Origin of the sequence: Algibacter sp. (genome assembly GCF_029245835.1) — a bacterium.
Lineage (GTDB): Bacteria > Bacteroidota > Bacteroidia > Flavobacteriales > Flavobacteriaceae > Algibacter_B.
In genome coordinates, this window is sequence record NZ_JAQWOO010000025.1 from 36,836 (window position 1) to 52,105 (window position 15,270).

The window sequence follows — 15,270 nt, forward strand, 5'->3', positions numbered from 1 at the left end:
TTAAGAATATCTTAATTCTATATAAACTATTTATAGAAAGCTTATTTTTGTAATTTAGCCTTAAATAATATGAAAAAAACGCTACTATTTTTAATACTTCCATATATGTGTTTCTCACAAGTTAATCTTGATAAAATAGAGGTCCTTTTTGAGAAAAAGCAGTTTGAAAAAGCTGAAGTTCAAATCATAAATTTTTTAAAAGAACATCCAAACCATATTAAAGCTACAGAGTTTTTAGGAGATGTCTATGGGCATCAAAAAAATTGGAACGATGCCATAAATGCCTATAAAAAATTAGTAGAAGCCAAACCAAACATAGCCAATTATCACTATAAATACGGAGGTGTTTTAGGCATGAAAGCCTTACAAAATAAATTGAAAGCCATTGGTTTAATTGGTGATATAAAAGAGGCGTTTACAAAGGCTGCCGAACTTGATAAAAACCATATTGAAACGCGTTGGGCACTAGTAGAATTATACATGCAACTCCCGGGTATTGTTGGAGGTAGTAAAAGCAAATCTCTAAAATACGCTGAAGAACTAGAAGACCTTTCTAAAGTCGATGGTTACCTCGCAAAAGGCTATATTAACGAATATGATAACGAGCCAGAATTAGCCGAAAAATTTTATAAAATGGCCATTGAAGAAGGTGGTTCATTAACCTGTTTTGATAAACTTACTACGCTTTACGAAAAAGAAAATAAGCCCGAAAAAGCCATTGAGAATATTGAAGTAGCACAAGAAAAACACCAGCGTAACGCGCTACATTATCAAATTGGGAAGGTAGCTGCAGAATATAATATCGAGCTCGAAAAAGGCGAACACTGTCTGGAAATTTATCTCAAAAACTATGCGCCCGAAGATGGCGTTCCTAAAGCTTGGGCACATTACCGTTTGGCACAAATTCACGCGCACAAAAACAACAAAACAACGGCCTTGAAGTATATCGATTTGGCCATAGCGCAACTCCCAAAAATCAAACCCTTTAAGGAAGAAAAGGAGAGAATTCTAAATCTTTAATATTTGGGCGTTACCACAAGGGTCGGGCTTTTCAATACAAGTCCTCGCTTGTACCTCGCTGTGGGCTTTCCTTTTCAATCCCTAACGCGAAAACTTCCGCCTTCGGTCTTCGTGTTTCAAACTTCAATTCATGTATTAACTATTCTATTTAGTGTCAATCACAGTTGAATAATAAATTATAACACATAGATTCACAGAGAACCGCAGAGGCACAAAGAGCGTTTTTAGTTAAATATTAAAGTTTAGAATTTTGATTGAAATAGATAAATGAAACTTTCATAACATCTCTCCGTTTATCTCTGTGAAACAATTTATAGTATCTTTTACTTTGCTTCTTAGCGCCTTTGCGAGACAAAAAAAACCGCCACTAAACAACTAATCCATAAATAATTTGGAATTTGATTTTTGTAGTTTGATATTTGTTAGATGAACGTACATTTTATAGCTATTGGCGGAGCTGCAATGCACAACTTAGCCTTAGCATTACACAATAAAGGATACCAAGTAACAGGAAGCGACGATACCATTTTCGAACCTTCAAAATCTAGATTAGATGGAAAAGGTTTACTTCCCGAAGTATTTGGTTGGTATCCAGAAAAAATCACTTCTAGTTTAGATGCTATCGTTTTGGGTATGCATGCCAAAGAAGACAATCCAGAGTTATTAAAAGCACAAGAACTCGGGCTAAAAATATACAGTTACCCAGAATTTTTGTACGAGCAATCTAAGCACAAAACACGCGTAGTAATTGGTGGAAGCCACGGAAAAACCACCATAACATCGATGATTTTACATGTGATGCATTATCATGACAGAGAAGTCGATTATATGGTTGGTGCACAATTAGAAGGTTTTGATGTGATGGTAAAACTTACCGAAACTAATGATTTTATAGTACTTGAAGGTGATGAATATTTAAGTTCACCAATAGATAGACGTCCAAAGTTTCACTTATACAAACCCAATATTGCATTGCTAAGCGGTATTGCTTGGGATCATATCAATGTATTTCCAACTTATGAGAATTATGTTGAGCAGTTTAGCATTTTCGTAGATTCTATTGTAAAAGGCGGAAGTATTAATTACAACGAGGAAGACCCAGAAGTTAAACGTGTTGTAGAAACTAGCGAAAATACCATTAGAAAAATACCATATCAAACTCCAGAATATACCCTTCAAAATGGACAAACACTTCTTGAAACTCCAGAAGGCGAATTACCTATTGAAGTTTTCGGAAAGCACAACTTAAACAACCTTGCAGGCGCCAAATGGATTTGTCAACACATGGGCATTGACGAGGATGATTTTTTCGAAGCGATCTCAACATTCAAAGGCGCCAGTAAACGTTTAGAAAAAATTGCAGAAAGTAAAAATAGTGTAGCTTATAAAGATTTTGCGCACTCACCAAGTAAGGTAGAAGCTACCACTCAAGCGGTTAAAGAACAATACGAAAACAGAACTTTAGTTGCCTGTTTGGAACTGCACACGTATAGCAGTTTAAATGCCGAATTTTTAAAAGAGTATAAAGGTGCATTGGATGCTGCTGATGTTGCAGTCGTATTTTATTCGCCTCATGCGGTAGAAATTAAAAAACTTGAAGAAGTTACGCATAAGCAAATAGCCAATGCTTTTCAGTCTGATGACTTAATAATTTATACCAATCCAGACGATTTCAAAGATTTTCTATTCTCGCAAAACTTTGATAATAAAGCCTTACTTTTAATGAGTTCTGGTAATTATGGTGGTTTGGATTTTGATGCTGTTAAGGGGCTGATTAATTAATTTTTTTTGTATTCGTTTAACCTAAAGATAAAGTTCCGTTTCAAAGAGCTTTATTTATTTTTAAACAGAGTTATGTGAAATTTTTTATAAAGTCAAATTGATAATGATTAAAAGCAAAAGTTAAAACCTTTTTTCTATATTAAATTCATGCTTAAAACTATTTACCTCAAATCATTATCATTTCAACTTCTCCTTAAAAAAGGCAATAGTTCTGCTCCAAGATAAATCAGCGGCTTCCTTATCAAAGCGAGGTGTCGTATTATTATGAAATCCATGATTTACGTTAGGATAAATATGAGCTGTATACGCAATATTATTGGCTTTAAGAACGGCCTCAAAAGCAGGTAAGCCTGCGTTAACTCTAGTGTCTAATTCTCCATATTGCAGCAATAAAGGCGCTTTAATTTTAGCAGCTTCTTCGTCTGTAGGTTGTCTTCCATAGTAAGGTACAGCAGCTCCTAATTCGGGGATTCTTACAGCCAACATATTAGCCATCCAGCCACCAAAGCAAAAACCTACTACGCCAATTTTACCATTACAATCTTCATGAGATTTAAGATAGTTATAAGCTTCAATAAAATCTTCAACCATTTCATCTCTATCACGATTTTTTTGCATGGCTCTTCCATCGTCGTCATTTCCTGGATATCCGCCAAGAGGTGATAAGGCATCTGGAGCTAAACTGATAAACCCCTCTTTGGCTGTCCGCCTTCCTACGTCTTCAATATACGGGTTAAGCCCGCGGTTTTCATGAATAACCACAACACCTGGGAGTTTCGTTGTATTGTTTTTAGGTTTTGAAAGTAACCCTTTTATTGTGCCTCCGCCATTTGGAGAATCGTAAGTTATATAATCTGAATCTAAACTGGGATCATTAGGTTTAACCAGTAAACTATTAATATAATTTGGCGACATAAAACTTAATAATGATGATACCGTAACACCACCAACGGCATAAAGCGAAAGTTTTTCAACAAATTGCCTTCTGTTAAGTTTATTATGAGCATAATCATCATAAAGGTCGAACACTTCTTGTTTTATGTCTTCTTTTTTTAAGTCTTTCATAATACTTAGTTTTATTGGTTATGTAAGTTAAGGATTTTTAAAAACTTTGTCTAAAAACACTTTTATATTTTCCTGATTAGCTCTAACCAATTCCGCTCTAGCGTTTTCAATATCCTTGGGTTTTTTATCTTAAGAGAGTTTAAACTTTCTTTCCCAAGAATCCATGAAAATTTCAAATATTTCAATATAATCTAGGTAGCTATTCATACTTCTGTTATCAGGTTCTAAAATGTATTTATAATCTGGAGCTTCCAAAAACTCCGTCATTTTAATTAATGATGCTTTCAAAACGGCTTTACTTTCAATAGCTTTCACTTTTCCTTTTAAGTGCACTTTTAAGTAATTCCAAGTTGGTAACTGCTTGGTGGCATAAATACTCGGTGAAATATAGCATTGCGGTCTAGAAAAAAAATAATCGTGATATAGGTATCATTTTTTAAGAGTTCAGCATGTGGATTATTAATATCAATATGCCCTATTAGGTTGCCAGATTCATTATAAATTATCGGCAAGTGTGTATTAAGCGGTGCATTCTCTTTAATAGAAATTAATGTAGCTAATGGATAAGTTTTAATCACTTCAATCATGTGATTAATGTCTGTTGTCTTGATGGTGTTTTGGTGGGTAGCTCAATAGTTTTTGTTAGTTCCAGTATGCAGGAAGCTATGATTTTAGTTAATAGTTCTATGACTTCTAAAATTTACGATAAATGTATTTCATTAGAAAATAAGCATTATACTCTATTTCTTACATTTAAATAAATATACACGATAAAATGTTGTATTTGTACGATAAAATGTTTAATATTGTGGTTTAAAGGCCCTAATAATGAAAGTTCAACAAATATCGTTAACCAAAAATAATTGGTTTGAGAAGATAGAATCAATACATATTGATGCTAATTTATTCTTGCTATTTATTTCTCCAGATTTTAGCTTAAAGCATGAATTTTTACTTTCGCTAAATAAAAATACCCTAAATCTACTATAATAGGATGTTCTACTGCTGGCGAGATATCAGATGTCACTGTAAAAGACAAAACCATATCGTTAACAGCTATTCAACTAGAAAAAACAACTTTAAAAAAGGTGTCTGTGCAGATAACGGACATGAATTGCAGTTATAAAGCGGGTGCGAAGATTGCTAATAAGCTTAATGATAAAGCTTTAAAACATGTAATAGTTTTAAGTGATGGCTTAAACGTTAATGGTGCAGATTTAGTGTCTGGTTTAAAATCAAAAATACCGGGTGTAAGTATTACAGGTGGATTGGCAGCAGATGGCTCAGATTTTAATAATACATTTTTGGTTAATGGTGATCAAATAGTAGATAAAGCTATAATAGGACTTGGCTTTTATGGTGAGGATTTAAAAGTAGGGTACAGCTCTAAAGGCGGATGGGATAGTTTTGGAATTGAAAGATTAGTAACAAAATCGAATAAAAATGTACTTTATGAGCTAGATGGGATGCCTGCTTTAGAAATTTATAAGTCGTTCTTAGGCGATTATGCAAAGGATTTACCTAGTTCTGGATTGCTTTTTCCTTTAAGTATGCGAAACAGTGAAAATACAGCGCCGCTTGTTAGAACAATTTTAGCAATATGTGAAGAAGATCAAAGCCTAACTTTTGCTGGGAATATTCCTCAAGATTCCTATGTTCGATTAATGAAAGCAAATATAGATAGATTAATTGGCGGTGCTGAAGATTCTGCAATTTCTGCAAATAAAAATTTAAAAGAAACATCTGAATTGGCAATTCTTATTAGTTGCGTTGGAAGAAGGTTGGTTTTAAAACAATTAGTAGAGGAAGAAGTAGAAGTGGTAAGAGATGTTATAGGAAATAAACCCTGTATTACCGGGTTTTATTCATATGGTGAAATTGCACCTTTTGGAGAATTTTCACCTTGTGAGTTGCATAATCAAACCATGACAATAACAACACTTTCGGAATGTTAAATAACGAATATCATAGGTTATTAAAACGTCAGCTTAGAAAATCTGGTTTAAATATTTCAGATAATCCTGAATTTAGCAGTTTTTTAAGTATGATTGATAATGCGTACAAAAGCTTTGATAAGGATTTTAATCATATTGAACACATACTCGAAGAAAGCTCTAAAGAATTGTTTGTTGCAAATCAATATTTAATTCATGAAAGAGATAAAACGAGAACAAAACTTGAAAATATTGTTGATAATGTAGGCGGTGTTATTTTTGAAACAGATCTTGATGGGAATTTCACGTTTTTAAATAATGCCTGGGAAAAATATTCTGGATATGCTATTGAAAAAACTATAGGTAAAAATTTTAAGGATTTTTTAATTACTAAAAATATTGAAGGAAATAAAGAATTCCACAAATTATTCTCAAAGAAAAAGAAGCGTATTGAATTTATTTTTAAGCATAAAATTAATGATAAATTAATGTGGTTTGAGTTGAAGTCAAAACTAATTAAAGATAATAACGATTTACCAGCCGGATTTATTGGTACAATAATAGACGTTACAAACTTAAAAGAAACAGAGGTTGAATTACAAAAAGCGAGTAAGTCTAAGGATGAGTTTTTATCTACTATGTCTCATGAAATTAGAACACCTTTAAATGCCGTTACGGGAATAACAAATATTTTACTAATGGAAGACTATTTGCCAGAGCAACTAGAAAACATTAAGGCATTAAAATATTCTGGAGAGCATTTACTTGGTTTAATTAATGATTTGTTAGACTTTGATAAAATTAAATCTGGAAAATTAAAAGTATTAGAAAAAGACTTTAGTCTACCTTATTTTTTAGAAAATATAAAATCTCACTTTCAATTAAGGGCTGAAAAAAAAGGTGTAGTTTTTAATGTTAGAAAAGAAAATGATCTTCCTGATAATATTATTGGCGATAAATTAAAACTTACGCAAATAATGAAAAACTTATTAAGTAATTCTTTAAAGTTTACAGAGAAAGGAAGCGTTATTCTTAGTATTAAAAATTTAGGTATTAATAAAAATAAAATTAGGCTAAGGTTTAAGGTCGTTGATACAGGTATCGGTATATCAAAAAGTAGACAAGAATCAATATTTGAAAGCTTTATGCAAGCGGATTCACAGACTTCCATAAAATATGGAGGTACTGGTTTAGGATTATCTATTAGTAAAAAATTATTAAACCTACAGAATAGTGATTTAATAGTTCAAAGCAAGTTAGGACAAGGTGCTACTTTTTCTTTTGAAATCAAATATAGAGTAAGTAATAGGCTTAACCTTTACGAACCAGATATGATTAAAATGCAACCAAACTATGAGCCTTTAAATTTAAATGTATTGGTTGCAGAAGACAATAAAATGAATATTCTCATTTTAAAAAGATTCTTTTCGAAATGGCATGTAAATTATAAAGTAGCAGAAAACGGCAAAGAAGTGTTGAAGTATTTTGAAAATTCTAATTTTGATTTTGATTTGGTTTTAATGGATTTACAGATGCCACTTTTAGATGGTTATGAAACTGCTAGTATTATTAGAAATTTATCAGATAAGTCTAAATCAAATATTCCAATAATAGCCCTAACTGCATTTGCTCAAACCGATATTAAAGAAAAAACTAAACAATATAAAATGAATGGATTTATGGGTAAACCATTTAATCCTGAAAAACTTTATAAATTACTAAAGTCTTATTCAAACGAAGCTCTAAATGAACAAGTTATTTAGATATTTTCATAAAGATAAATAGATATACAAATATTTTTATTGTTTGTAAAGCATTCTATATTTATCTTTAACCAATGCAAGAAAAACCATCGTCATTTTCAATAAAAAACTGGAGTCAAGACGATCAACCTCGAGAAAAATTACTTTACAAAGGCAAAGCCACATTAAGTGATGCCGAATTAGTTGCTATTTTGATAGGCTCTGGTAACCGTCAAGAAAGTGCTGTAGATTTATGTAAACGTATTTTAGCGAGTACTGATAATAATTTAAGTGCCTTAGGGAAACTATCCGTAAAACAACTTATGGAGTTTAACGGAATTGGTGAAGCCAAAGCCATAAGTATTATTGCAGCCTTAGAATTAGGAAGACGACGCAGAGGAGAAGAAGCCTTAGAAAAAAAGAAAATCACATCTAGCACATCGGTTTTTGAATTGATGCAACCTATTATTGGCGAATTAGAGCATGAGGAGTTTTGGATTATTTATGTTAATAACTCTAACAAAGTCATTCAAAAGAATCAACTAAGCAAAGGCGGCATAACAGGCACTTTGGTTGATGTGCGCTTGGTGTTAAAAAATGCTTTAGAAGTTGGTGCCACAGCTTTAATATTAGCACACAACCATCCATCTGGGACTTTAAAACCTAGTGAAGCTGATAAACAAATTACTCAAAAATTAAAATTAGCAGCACAAAGTCTAGATATAAAAGTTTTAGATCACCTTATTATCACAGAAAAAGCATACTTTAGTTTTGCTGATGAATCTATATTGTGATTAAAGACATGAGACCGATGACAGAAGACTGCTTTTCAAACACTGAAAACTGCAAACTGAAATTATGCTATTAGTATATACCCATAAAATATCACCTAGATTAAATTATGTTTTTAAACATATTTGCACGAGGATATTAGGTGTTAAAGTGAGCTTTACAACAAAAATTGAAGCCTTTATTGCTCATGATAGTTTAAAAATGTCTTATACTAAACAGCAATTAGGTAATGAGTTTTTTATTAAGAGTCACGATATTTTATTTGAACAAGGCTTAAGTGATATCGAAATTAATATACATGATTGGGGCAATACAAAATGCTTCTTTTACCTTGGAGAAAAGAGTGCGATGCCTTTTGATATTTTTTCAGCTTCTTTTTATTTATTGTCAAGATACGAAGAGTATTTACCACATGTAAAAGATGAATATGGACGTTTTACAGCTACCGAAAGTTTAGCTTATAAAAAAGGGTTTTTACATCAGCCCGTTGTAGATATTTGGGCTTATAAATTTAGAGACGCTTTACAAAATCAGTACCCAGAATTTAAATTCCCTAAAAGGACATATCAAATAAAACCCATCATAGATGTTCCTAGTCCTTACCAATATAAACTCAAGGGTATTATGCGAACATTGGGCGGGGCAATTAAAGATACTTCAAGATTAAGATTAAGAAGTTTATATTCCAGATTCACAGTGCTTCTTGGATTTAGGCACGATCCTTTTGATACCTTTAAATATTTAATTAATAGACAAAAAAACACACCTTTTAAATTTGTTTTCTTTTTCCTAATTGGCGATTATTCTACTTATGATAAGGGAGTTAATCCAAATAAAAAGAAATTTGTGTCGCTCATAAAACATGTGGCTGATTATTGCAGAGTAGGATTAAAAATATCTTATTTTGCACTTGAAGATGATGTATTATTAAAGAAAGAAAAAGTGAGAATGGAAGATATTTTAAACACTAATTTAAAAGCTTCTAGACAATCATTCTCAAAACTAAATTTACCAGAAACTTACAGAAACTTAATAGCTTTAGAGGTACAAGAAGATTATACTATGGGTTATACAAACCATATAGGTTTTAGGGCAGGCTCTTGTACACCCTTTTTGTTTTATGATTTAGATTACGAAGTACAAACACCTTTAAAAATTATACCATATCACCTTATGGATCATGCACTATTGAAGTATAAATCGCTACTCGATAAAAGGAAAATTTTAAAAGAAGTAATCCAGGAAGTAAAGCAAGTTGATGGTGAGTTTGTTCCTGTGTTTCACAACTATACATTTAGTGATGCTCCTAAATGGTTAGGGTTTAAAGAATTGTTTAACTTAATTTTAGATTCTGCAGATGAAGTTTAAAGGTATTACAGATGTGTTTTTTGATTTAGACCATACGCTTTGGGATTTCGATAAAAATTCGGAATTAACATTTAGAAAGATTTTTGAGTTGCATAAAGTGAATGTCAATATCTCTGAATTTTTAATCCACTATGTCCCCATTAATTTAAAGTATTGGAGGTTATATAGAGAGGATAAAATTGAAAAGAATATGCTACGTTTTACTAGGTTAAATGAAACTTTTAAAGCTATCAATTTTAACGCTGAAGCTGATTTAGTGCATAAGTTATCAGATGATTATATGGCACATTTAACTACATTTAATCACTTATTTGAAAACACGTTTGAAATTCTAGATTACTTAAGTATTAATTATAATTTACACATTATAACCAATGGGTTTGATGAAGTGCAGTATAAAAAGATGAGTCATTCTAAAATTGATCATTATTTTAAAACCATTACAAATTCTGAAAATGCAGGTGTAAAAAAACCAAACCCTATAATATTTAATTATGCTTTAAACCTTGCAAAGACGAAACCTAATAAAAGCGTTATGATAGGTGATAGTTATGAAGCAGATATTTTAGGAGCAAAAAACATGGGTATGGATGTGGTGTTTTTTGATGTTAATAGTATGACGGTGGATAGTGATATAAAACAAATTGATAATTTGATACAATTAAAAAAGTATCTTTAATTTTTATTAAACACACGTATCGTTTTTTAATTACTAAAATTAATATTTACAAAAAGAATAATATATTTAACAATATGAAGACTAATTTTTTTTCAATAATACTAACCTGTTTTATTGTAACCTCTGTATTTACACAAGCTAAGATCAATAATTATAAGTATGTCATTGTACCTAAGAAGTTTGATTTTTTGAAAGAGAAAGACCAATATCAATTGAACTCGCTAACAAATTTTTTGTTTAATAAGTACGGTTTTGAAGCGGTAATGGAAGGTTCAGATTATCCTAAAGATTTACAAATCAATAGATGTTTAGCATTAAATTCTGATGTGTTTAAAGATTCAGGAATGTTTAGAACTAAAATTAAAATAGAACTTAAAGACTGTAATGATAAATTAGTTTTTACTTCTGAAATAGGTGAAAGCAGAGAAAAAGAATATAAGACGGCATATAATCTTGCGTTACGCGATGCTTTTAAATCAATTGAAGCTCTAAATTATAAATATGCATCAAATAAAAATATAGCCTCAATTATTACAACGCCACAGACTCAGACAAATACTGAAGTTTCTGAAGAAATTCAGCAGCTAAGGCAAGAAATACAAAATTTAAAAAACGAAAAGCAAACTGAGGTTGCAGTTGTTGAACCTCCTAAAGTTGGAGCGCCCCAACCACAACCAGTTAGTAAGATAGTTTCTAAAGAAATTACAGTAATTGAAGGTGTGTCAAATGTATTATATGCCCAAGAAATTGATAACGGATTTCAGTTGGTGGACAGTAGCCCCAAAGTGGTTTACAGAATAAAAAACACCAATTTGAAAGATGTGTTTTTAGTAGAGGGAACAAGCGCTATTATTTATAAAAAGGGAGACGATTGGGTTTTAGAATATTATTCTGATAATACTCTTGAGCAAAACACCTTAAATATTAAGTTTTAATTATAATGTAATTTTGCGTTAGAGATTCAAGGGCATGTTTGAGCTCGCCGATCCCTATAGCTATCGGGAGTGGTTACGCCAAGAAAGAAATTAATAATTGTATTTATCTTTCCAACGATGTTTTAAAAACTCGCGATGTGCGTTTTCGCGAGCGTTGTTTCCGGGTTCGTAAAGTGTCGTATTTTTTATTTCGTCTGGCAGAAACTCTTGTGGCGCAAAATTATTCTCGTAATTATGTGCGTACTTATAATTATCGCCGTAACCTAGCTCTTTCATGAGTTTGGTAGGGGCATTTCTTATTTCCAGCGGCACACTTAAATCACCTGTTTGTTTAACCAATTGTTGCGCTTTACCAATAGCCATATAAGCGGCATTGCTTTTAGGAGAGCAAGCCAAATAAGTAGCGCACTGACTTAAAATAATGCGAGATTCTGGGAAGCCAATAGTTGTTACCGCTTGAAATGCGTTGTTGGCAATTACGAGTGCCGTAGGGTTAGCATTCCCGATATCTTCACTTGCCGAAATTAGTAAACGACGCGCAATAAATTTCACATCTTCGCCACCTTCAATCATGCGAGCCAGCCAATATACTGCACCATTAGGGTCGCTACCACGTATGGATTTTATAAATGCTGAAATAATATCAAAATGCTGTTCGCCCGTTTTATCATAGCGAACCGTATTGTTTTGAATTTTATCTAAAACAATTTCATCTGTAATTTCAATACTATCGGTGTTAAAAGAATTCACTAAAAGCTCAAAAATATTCAACAGTTTTCTAGCATCGCCACCAGATAGCCTTAAAAGTGCATTGGTTTCTTTTAAAGTAATATTCTTTTTAGAAATATGGTCGTCGGTTTCAATAGCACGTTTTAAAAGGGTCTCTAAATCGGTTTTATCAAAAGCATTTAAAATATAAACTTGGCAGCGCGATAAAAGTGCCGAAATAACCTCAAAACTTGGGTTTTCTGTAGTTGCTCCAATAAGTGTTATCCAACCCTTTTCAACCGCTTGTAATAAAGAATCTTGCTGAGATTTACTAAATCTATGAATCTCATCAATAAATAAAATAGGGTTTTTTGTAGTAAACAATCCACCACTTTGTTTGGCTTTATCAATAACCTCTCTAATGTCTTTAACCCCAGAATTAATAGCGCTTAAGGTGTAAAACGGTCTGCCAGATTCTGAGGCAATAATGTTTGCTAAGGTTGTTTTTCCAGTTCCTGGTGGTCCCCAAAAAATCATCGACGGTATCAAACCCTGCTTTATATGTTGGGTTAATGCACCACCTTTACCTACTAAATGATCTTGGCTCACGTAGTCTTTTAACGTCTTTGGTCTTAATCGCTCAGCTAATGGCTCATTCAAATTCATAAATGTAAAATTAAAGTAAAATTTTCACTTTTATCTTTTCCTTGAAGATGGAAATCTTATTCTTTTTACTTGGGCGTGCCCCCGAAAAGGGGTCGGGCTTTTACTACTCAATCTTTTTGTTTTTTTAAGAAAACAAAAAGGATTTCAAACATGCCGCTCAATCCCTCACGCTGGTATATCTGCCAATTTAGCACAAAACCCAAAAATGGATAACTATTTGCTAACTTTAAAGCAATGAAAAACAAAGAACATTTTCAATTCTCAACAGGGGTAATCGCTTACCCTGTGTTTTTTGTGCTAATTATTTGGTTAGTATTCTGGTTCGAGGTGCGCTTTGGTTACAACTTTAGTAAATATGGAGTTTTTCCTCAAACTTTAAGAGGTTTAAGAGGCGTTGTATTAAGTCCGTTTATTCATGGCGACATCAAACATATATATCATAATACAGTGCCATTATTTGTATTATCTACAGCATTGTTTTATTTCTATAGACACATCGCATGGAAAGTTGTTTTTTTCGGGATTCTATTATCCGGATTTCTTACTTGGTGTATTGGCAGACCATCATATCATATCGGGGCAAGTGGCTTAATTTATGTGTTAGTAAGTTTTAATTTCTTTAAAGGTGTTTTTGCAAAACATTACAGACTCATTGCCTTATCACTAGTAGTAATTTTTCTTTACGGAAGTATGGTTTGGTATACCTTACCTATAGAAAAAGGAATTTCTTGGGAAGGCCATATGGCAGGATTAATAACAGGCTTAATATTCGCCTTATTTTTTAAAAGAGAAATAGCAAAACCAAAAAAGTATGTATGGGAACAAGAAAATTATAATGAAGATAACGATCCTTTTCTTAAACATTTTGACGAAAACGGAAATTTTATAGAAACCTTAGAACCTGAAATAGACGAGGAACAACTCCATATAAATTACCACTTCAAAAAAGAGAATCCAGAAAAAGATTAATAGAAATGGATTTAATATGTTTTGTTCAAATTTAGATGAGAACAAATGAGACTGTCTACTTCATCCGTTGTCTCACAACTTCGTATAAAAAAGCACCACAAGCCACAGAAACATTCAAAGATTCAATATCGCCTAGTAATGGCAGTTTAGCTTTAGCATCCACAACCTTTAAAGTAGAAGGGTTTATACCTCTCCCTTCCGAGCCCATAATTATGGCACAAGGTTCAACAAAAGAAACATCATATAACGTATTATTAGTCTTTTCAGTAGCAGCAATAACTTTAATACCAGAAGCCTGCATATAAAACACAGCATCTTTTATATGATCTACTTTACAAATTGGGATTTTAAAAACAGCACCAGCACTTGTTTTTATGGTGTCACCATTTACAGGTGCACCGCCTTTTTTTTGAATAATTATGCCATCAACACCAGTACATTCGGCAGTTCTAATAATGGCTCCAAAATTTCTAACATCACTTAATTGGTCTAACAATAAAAAAAGAGGTATTTTACTAGATTCCATCACATTCATAACCAGAGTTTCCATGTCATGAAATTCAATAGGGGATATTTGAGCAACAGCACCTTGATGATTTTTATTGGTTAGCCTATTAAGTTTTTCAATAGGCACGTAAGATTTGTTAATCGACTTTTTATTCAATAGCGACTCTAACTCGCTAAATAACTCGCCTCTTTCTCCCTTTTGTAGAAATACTTTATCAATAGTTTCACCAGCGTTTACAGCTTCTATAATAGCTCTAATACCGAATATTTGTGTTTGGTTTTCCATTGGGTTAAAGGTAAAAAAAAGAGACTATAATATTATAGCCTCTCTTTTTAAATTTAAAATTTTATGTTTTTTTTATTTAGTATCAAACTCCGTTGATTGGCTTGGGCCAAAGTTGCCACCACCGGAAACCTTAACTACACCCTTAACGGTTAAAGTGTAAGATCCATCCGCTGGGTCACTTAGACCATCTCCAAAATCATCTAAAATTGTGAATGTATAATCTCTACCATCACACAACGTTATAGGTTCAGAAGCTGATACTTGACCATTACTCCAGGTCCCTATTGGTTTTGAAGCAACAACGCCACCTAAAGCATCTTTAACCTCATATCCAGTTTCACCTCCCCAGTTATCAAATATGATATCAAGAGTTACTTCTATCTCTGTACAGTTTTGGGTATATGCTACATTTGTAGAACCTCCAAGAAAGACTCCCTCTTTTTCTTCAAAATTAAGTACAAGATTGTTAACTCCAATCCCTAAATCTACATCTGATAATGTAATTGTAAAAGTACCTTCTTGCTTTCCACCGGGCAAAGTTACAGAACTGGGAACATCATACGATCCAGCTGCAGCGTTAGAACTTGGGTCTATAGTGACATTAAATACTCTATCTGATCCAGAAACTTTTGATGCTAAAACAACAACATCAACTGTTGTATTTCCTCCTACATCAACACCTGCTGAATAATTAGTATCAGCAAAGGTGACATAATTAAAAATATTGTCTGATAAGCTTTCTTCTTCACAGCTATTAAAAATCAATAGCGGGAGCATAATTAGTATTATAAAGAATATTTTTTTCATAATTTTATTT

At 32.4% G+C, this 15,270-nt stretch carries 15 protein-coding genes and 1 pseudogene; 10 read left to right on the forward strand and 6 right to left on the reverse strand.

The features are described 5' to 3' along the window. Positions 1-69 precede the first annotated feature (69 nt). Both P8K68_RS03275 and P8K68_RS03280 read left to right on the forward strand, forming a co-directional pair. Complete coding sequence (locus P8K68_RS03275) at positions 70-1,020, forward strand: tetratricopeptide repeat protein (protein WP_300248194.1); 951 nt, start codon at positions 70-72, stop codon at positions 1,018-1,020. 426 nt (positions 1,021-1,446) lie between these two features. Then, a complete protein-coding gene (locus P8K68_RS03280; protein ID WP_300248196.1) occupies positions 1,447-2,802 on the forward strand; it encodes a Mur ligase family protein in 1,356 nt (451 codons plus the stop codon). Between the two features lie 177 nt (positions 2,803-2,979). On the opposite strand, the gene P8K68_RS03285 is transcribed toward P8K68_RS03280, so the two are convergent. The 3 genes from P8K68_RS03285 to P8K68_RS03295 form a co-directional block, all read right to left on the reverse strand. Beyond that, positions 2,980-3,867 carry a dienelactone hydrolase family protein gene (locus tag P8K68_RS03285; RefSeq protein WP_300248198.1) on the reverse strand — a complete coding sequence of 296 codons (888 nt, stop codon included), beginning with the start codon at positions 3,865-3,867 and terminating at the stop codon, positions 2,980-2,982. A gap of 129 nt (positions 3,868-3,996) precedes the next feature. Further along, positions 3,997-4,254, reverse strand: coding sequence for an FMN-binding negative transcriptional regulator (locus P8K68_RS03290; RefSeq protein WP_366143726.1), 258 nt, complete (start codon positions 4,252-4,254; stop codon positions 3,997-3,999). Further along, positions 4,203-4,454 carry an FMN-binding negative transcriptional regulator gene (locus P8K68_RS03295; RefSeq protein WP_300248200.1) on the reverse strand — a complete coding sequence of 84 codons (252 nt, stop codon included), beginning with the start codon at positions 4,452-4,454 and terminating at the stop codon, positions 4,203-4,205. The genes P8K68_RS03290 and P8K68_RS03295 overlap by 52 nt, the downstream gene beginning before the upstream one ends. A 396-nt stretch (positions 4,455-4,850) precedes the next feature. On the opposite strand from P8K68_RS03295, the pseudogene P8K68_RS03300 reads away from it, so the two are divergent. From P8K68_RS03300 to P8K68_RS03330, 7 genes and pseudogenes are all read left to right on the forward strand, one after another. Further along, positions 4,851-5,324, forward strand: a pseudogene (locus P8K68_RS03300) (FIST N-terminal domain-containing protein); the annotation flags it as partial. Between the two features lie 9 nt (positions 5,325-5,333). Then, positions 5,334-5,822, forward strand: coding sequence for an FIST C-terminal domain-containing protein (locus P8K68_RS03305; protein ID WP_300248285.1), 489 nt, complete (start codon positions 5,334-5,336; stop codon positions 5,820-5,822). Continuing rightward, entirely contained in the window at positions 5,816-7,564 is a 1,749-nt protein-coding gene (locus P8K68_RS03310) for an ATP-binding protein (RefSeq protein WP_300248202.1), read from the forward strand. The genes P8K68_RS03305 and P8K68_RS03310 overlap by 7 nt, the downstream gene beginning before the upstream one ends. Positions 7,565-7,638: 74 nt before the next feature. Next, positions 7,639-8,337 carry a DNA repair protein RadC gene (gene radC / locus P8K68_RS03315; protein ID WP_300248204.1) on the forward strand — a complete coding sequence of 233 codons (699 nt, stop codon included), beginning with the start codon at positions 7,639-7,641 and terminating at the stop codon, positions 8,335-8,337. A 64-nt stretch (positions 8,338-8,401) separates the two neighbouring features. Then, positions 8,402-9,703, forward strand: a complete 1,302-nt coding sequence (locus P8K68_RS03320) for a polysaccharide deacetylase family protein (protein WP_300248206.1) — start codon at positions 8,402-8,404, stop codon at positions 9,701-9,703. Then, positions 9,693-10,382: a YjjG family noncanonical pyrimidine nucleotidase gene (locus P8K68_RS03325; RefSeq protein WP_300248208.1), complete on the forward strand. Its 690-nt coding sequence runs from the start codon at positions 9,693-9,695 to the stop codon at positions 10,380-10,382. Before P8K68_RS03320 ends, P8K68_RS03325 begins: the two co-directional genes overlap by 11 nt. 74 nt (positions 10,383-10,456) lie before the next feature. Beyond that, on the forward strand, positions 10,457-11,317 hold the full coding sequence (locus P8K68_RS03330) for a hypothetical protein (RefSeq protein WP_300248210.1): 861 nt from the start codon (positions 10,457-10,459) through the stop codon (positions 11,315-11,317). A gap of 90 nt (positions 11,318-11,407) precedes the next feature. Here P8K68_RS03330 and P8K68_RS03335 read toward each other — a convergent pair whose 3' ends face one another. Further along, entirely contained in the window at positions 11,408-12,685 is a 1,278-nt protein-coding gene (locus tag P8K68_RS03335; RefSeq protein ID WP_300248286.1) for a replication-associated recombination protein A, read from the reverse strand. A gap of 240 nt (positions 12,686-12,925) precedes the next feature. Between P8K68_RS03335 and P8K68_RS03340 the strand changes: the two genes are divergently transcribed. Further along, positions 12,926-13,660, forward strand: coding sequence for a rhomboid family intramembrane serine protease (locus tag P8K68_RS03340; RefSeq protein WP_300248212.1), 735 nt, complete (start codon positions 12,926-12,928; stop codon positions 13,658-13,660). 55 nt (positions 13,661-13,715) lie between these two features. On the opposite strand, the gene rlmB is transcribed toward P8K68_RS03340, so the two are convergent. Both rlmB and P8K68_RS03350 read right to left on the reverse strand, forming a co-directional pair. Next, on the reverse strand, positions 13,716-14,453 hold the full coding sequence (rlmB, locus tag P8K68_RS03345; RefSeq protein WP_300248214.1) for a 23S rRNA (guanosine(2251)-2'-O)-methyltransferase RlmB: 738 nt from the start codon (positions 14,451-14,453) through the stop codon (positions 13,716-13,718). A 72-nt stretch (positions 14,454-14,525) separates the two neighbouring features. Beyond that, a complete protein-coding gene (locus P8K68_RS03350; protein WP_300248216.1) occupies positions 14,526-15,260 on the reverse strand; it encodes a hypothetical protein in 735 nt (244 codons plus the stop codon). Positions 15,261-15,270 lie beyond the last annotated feature (10 nt).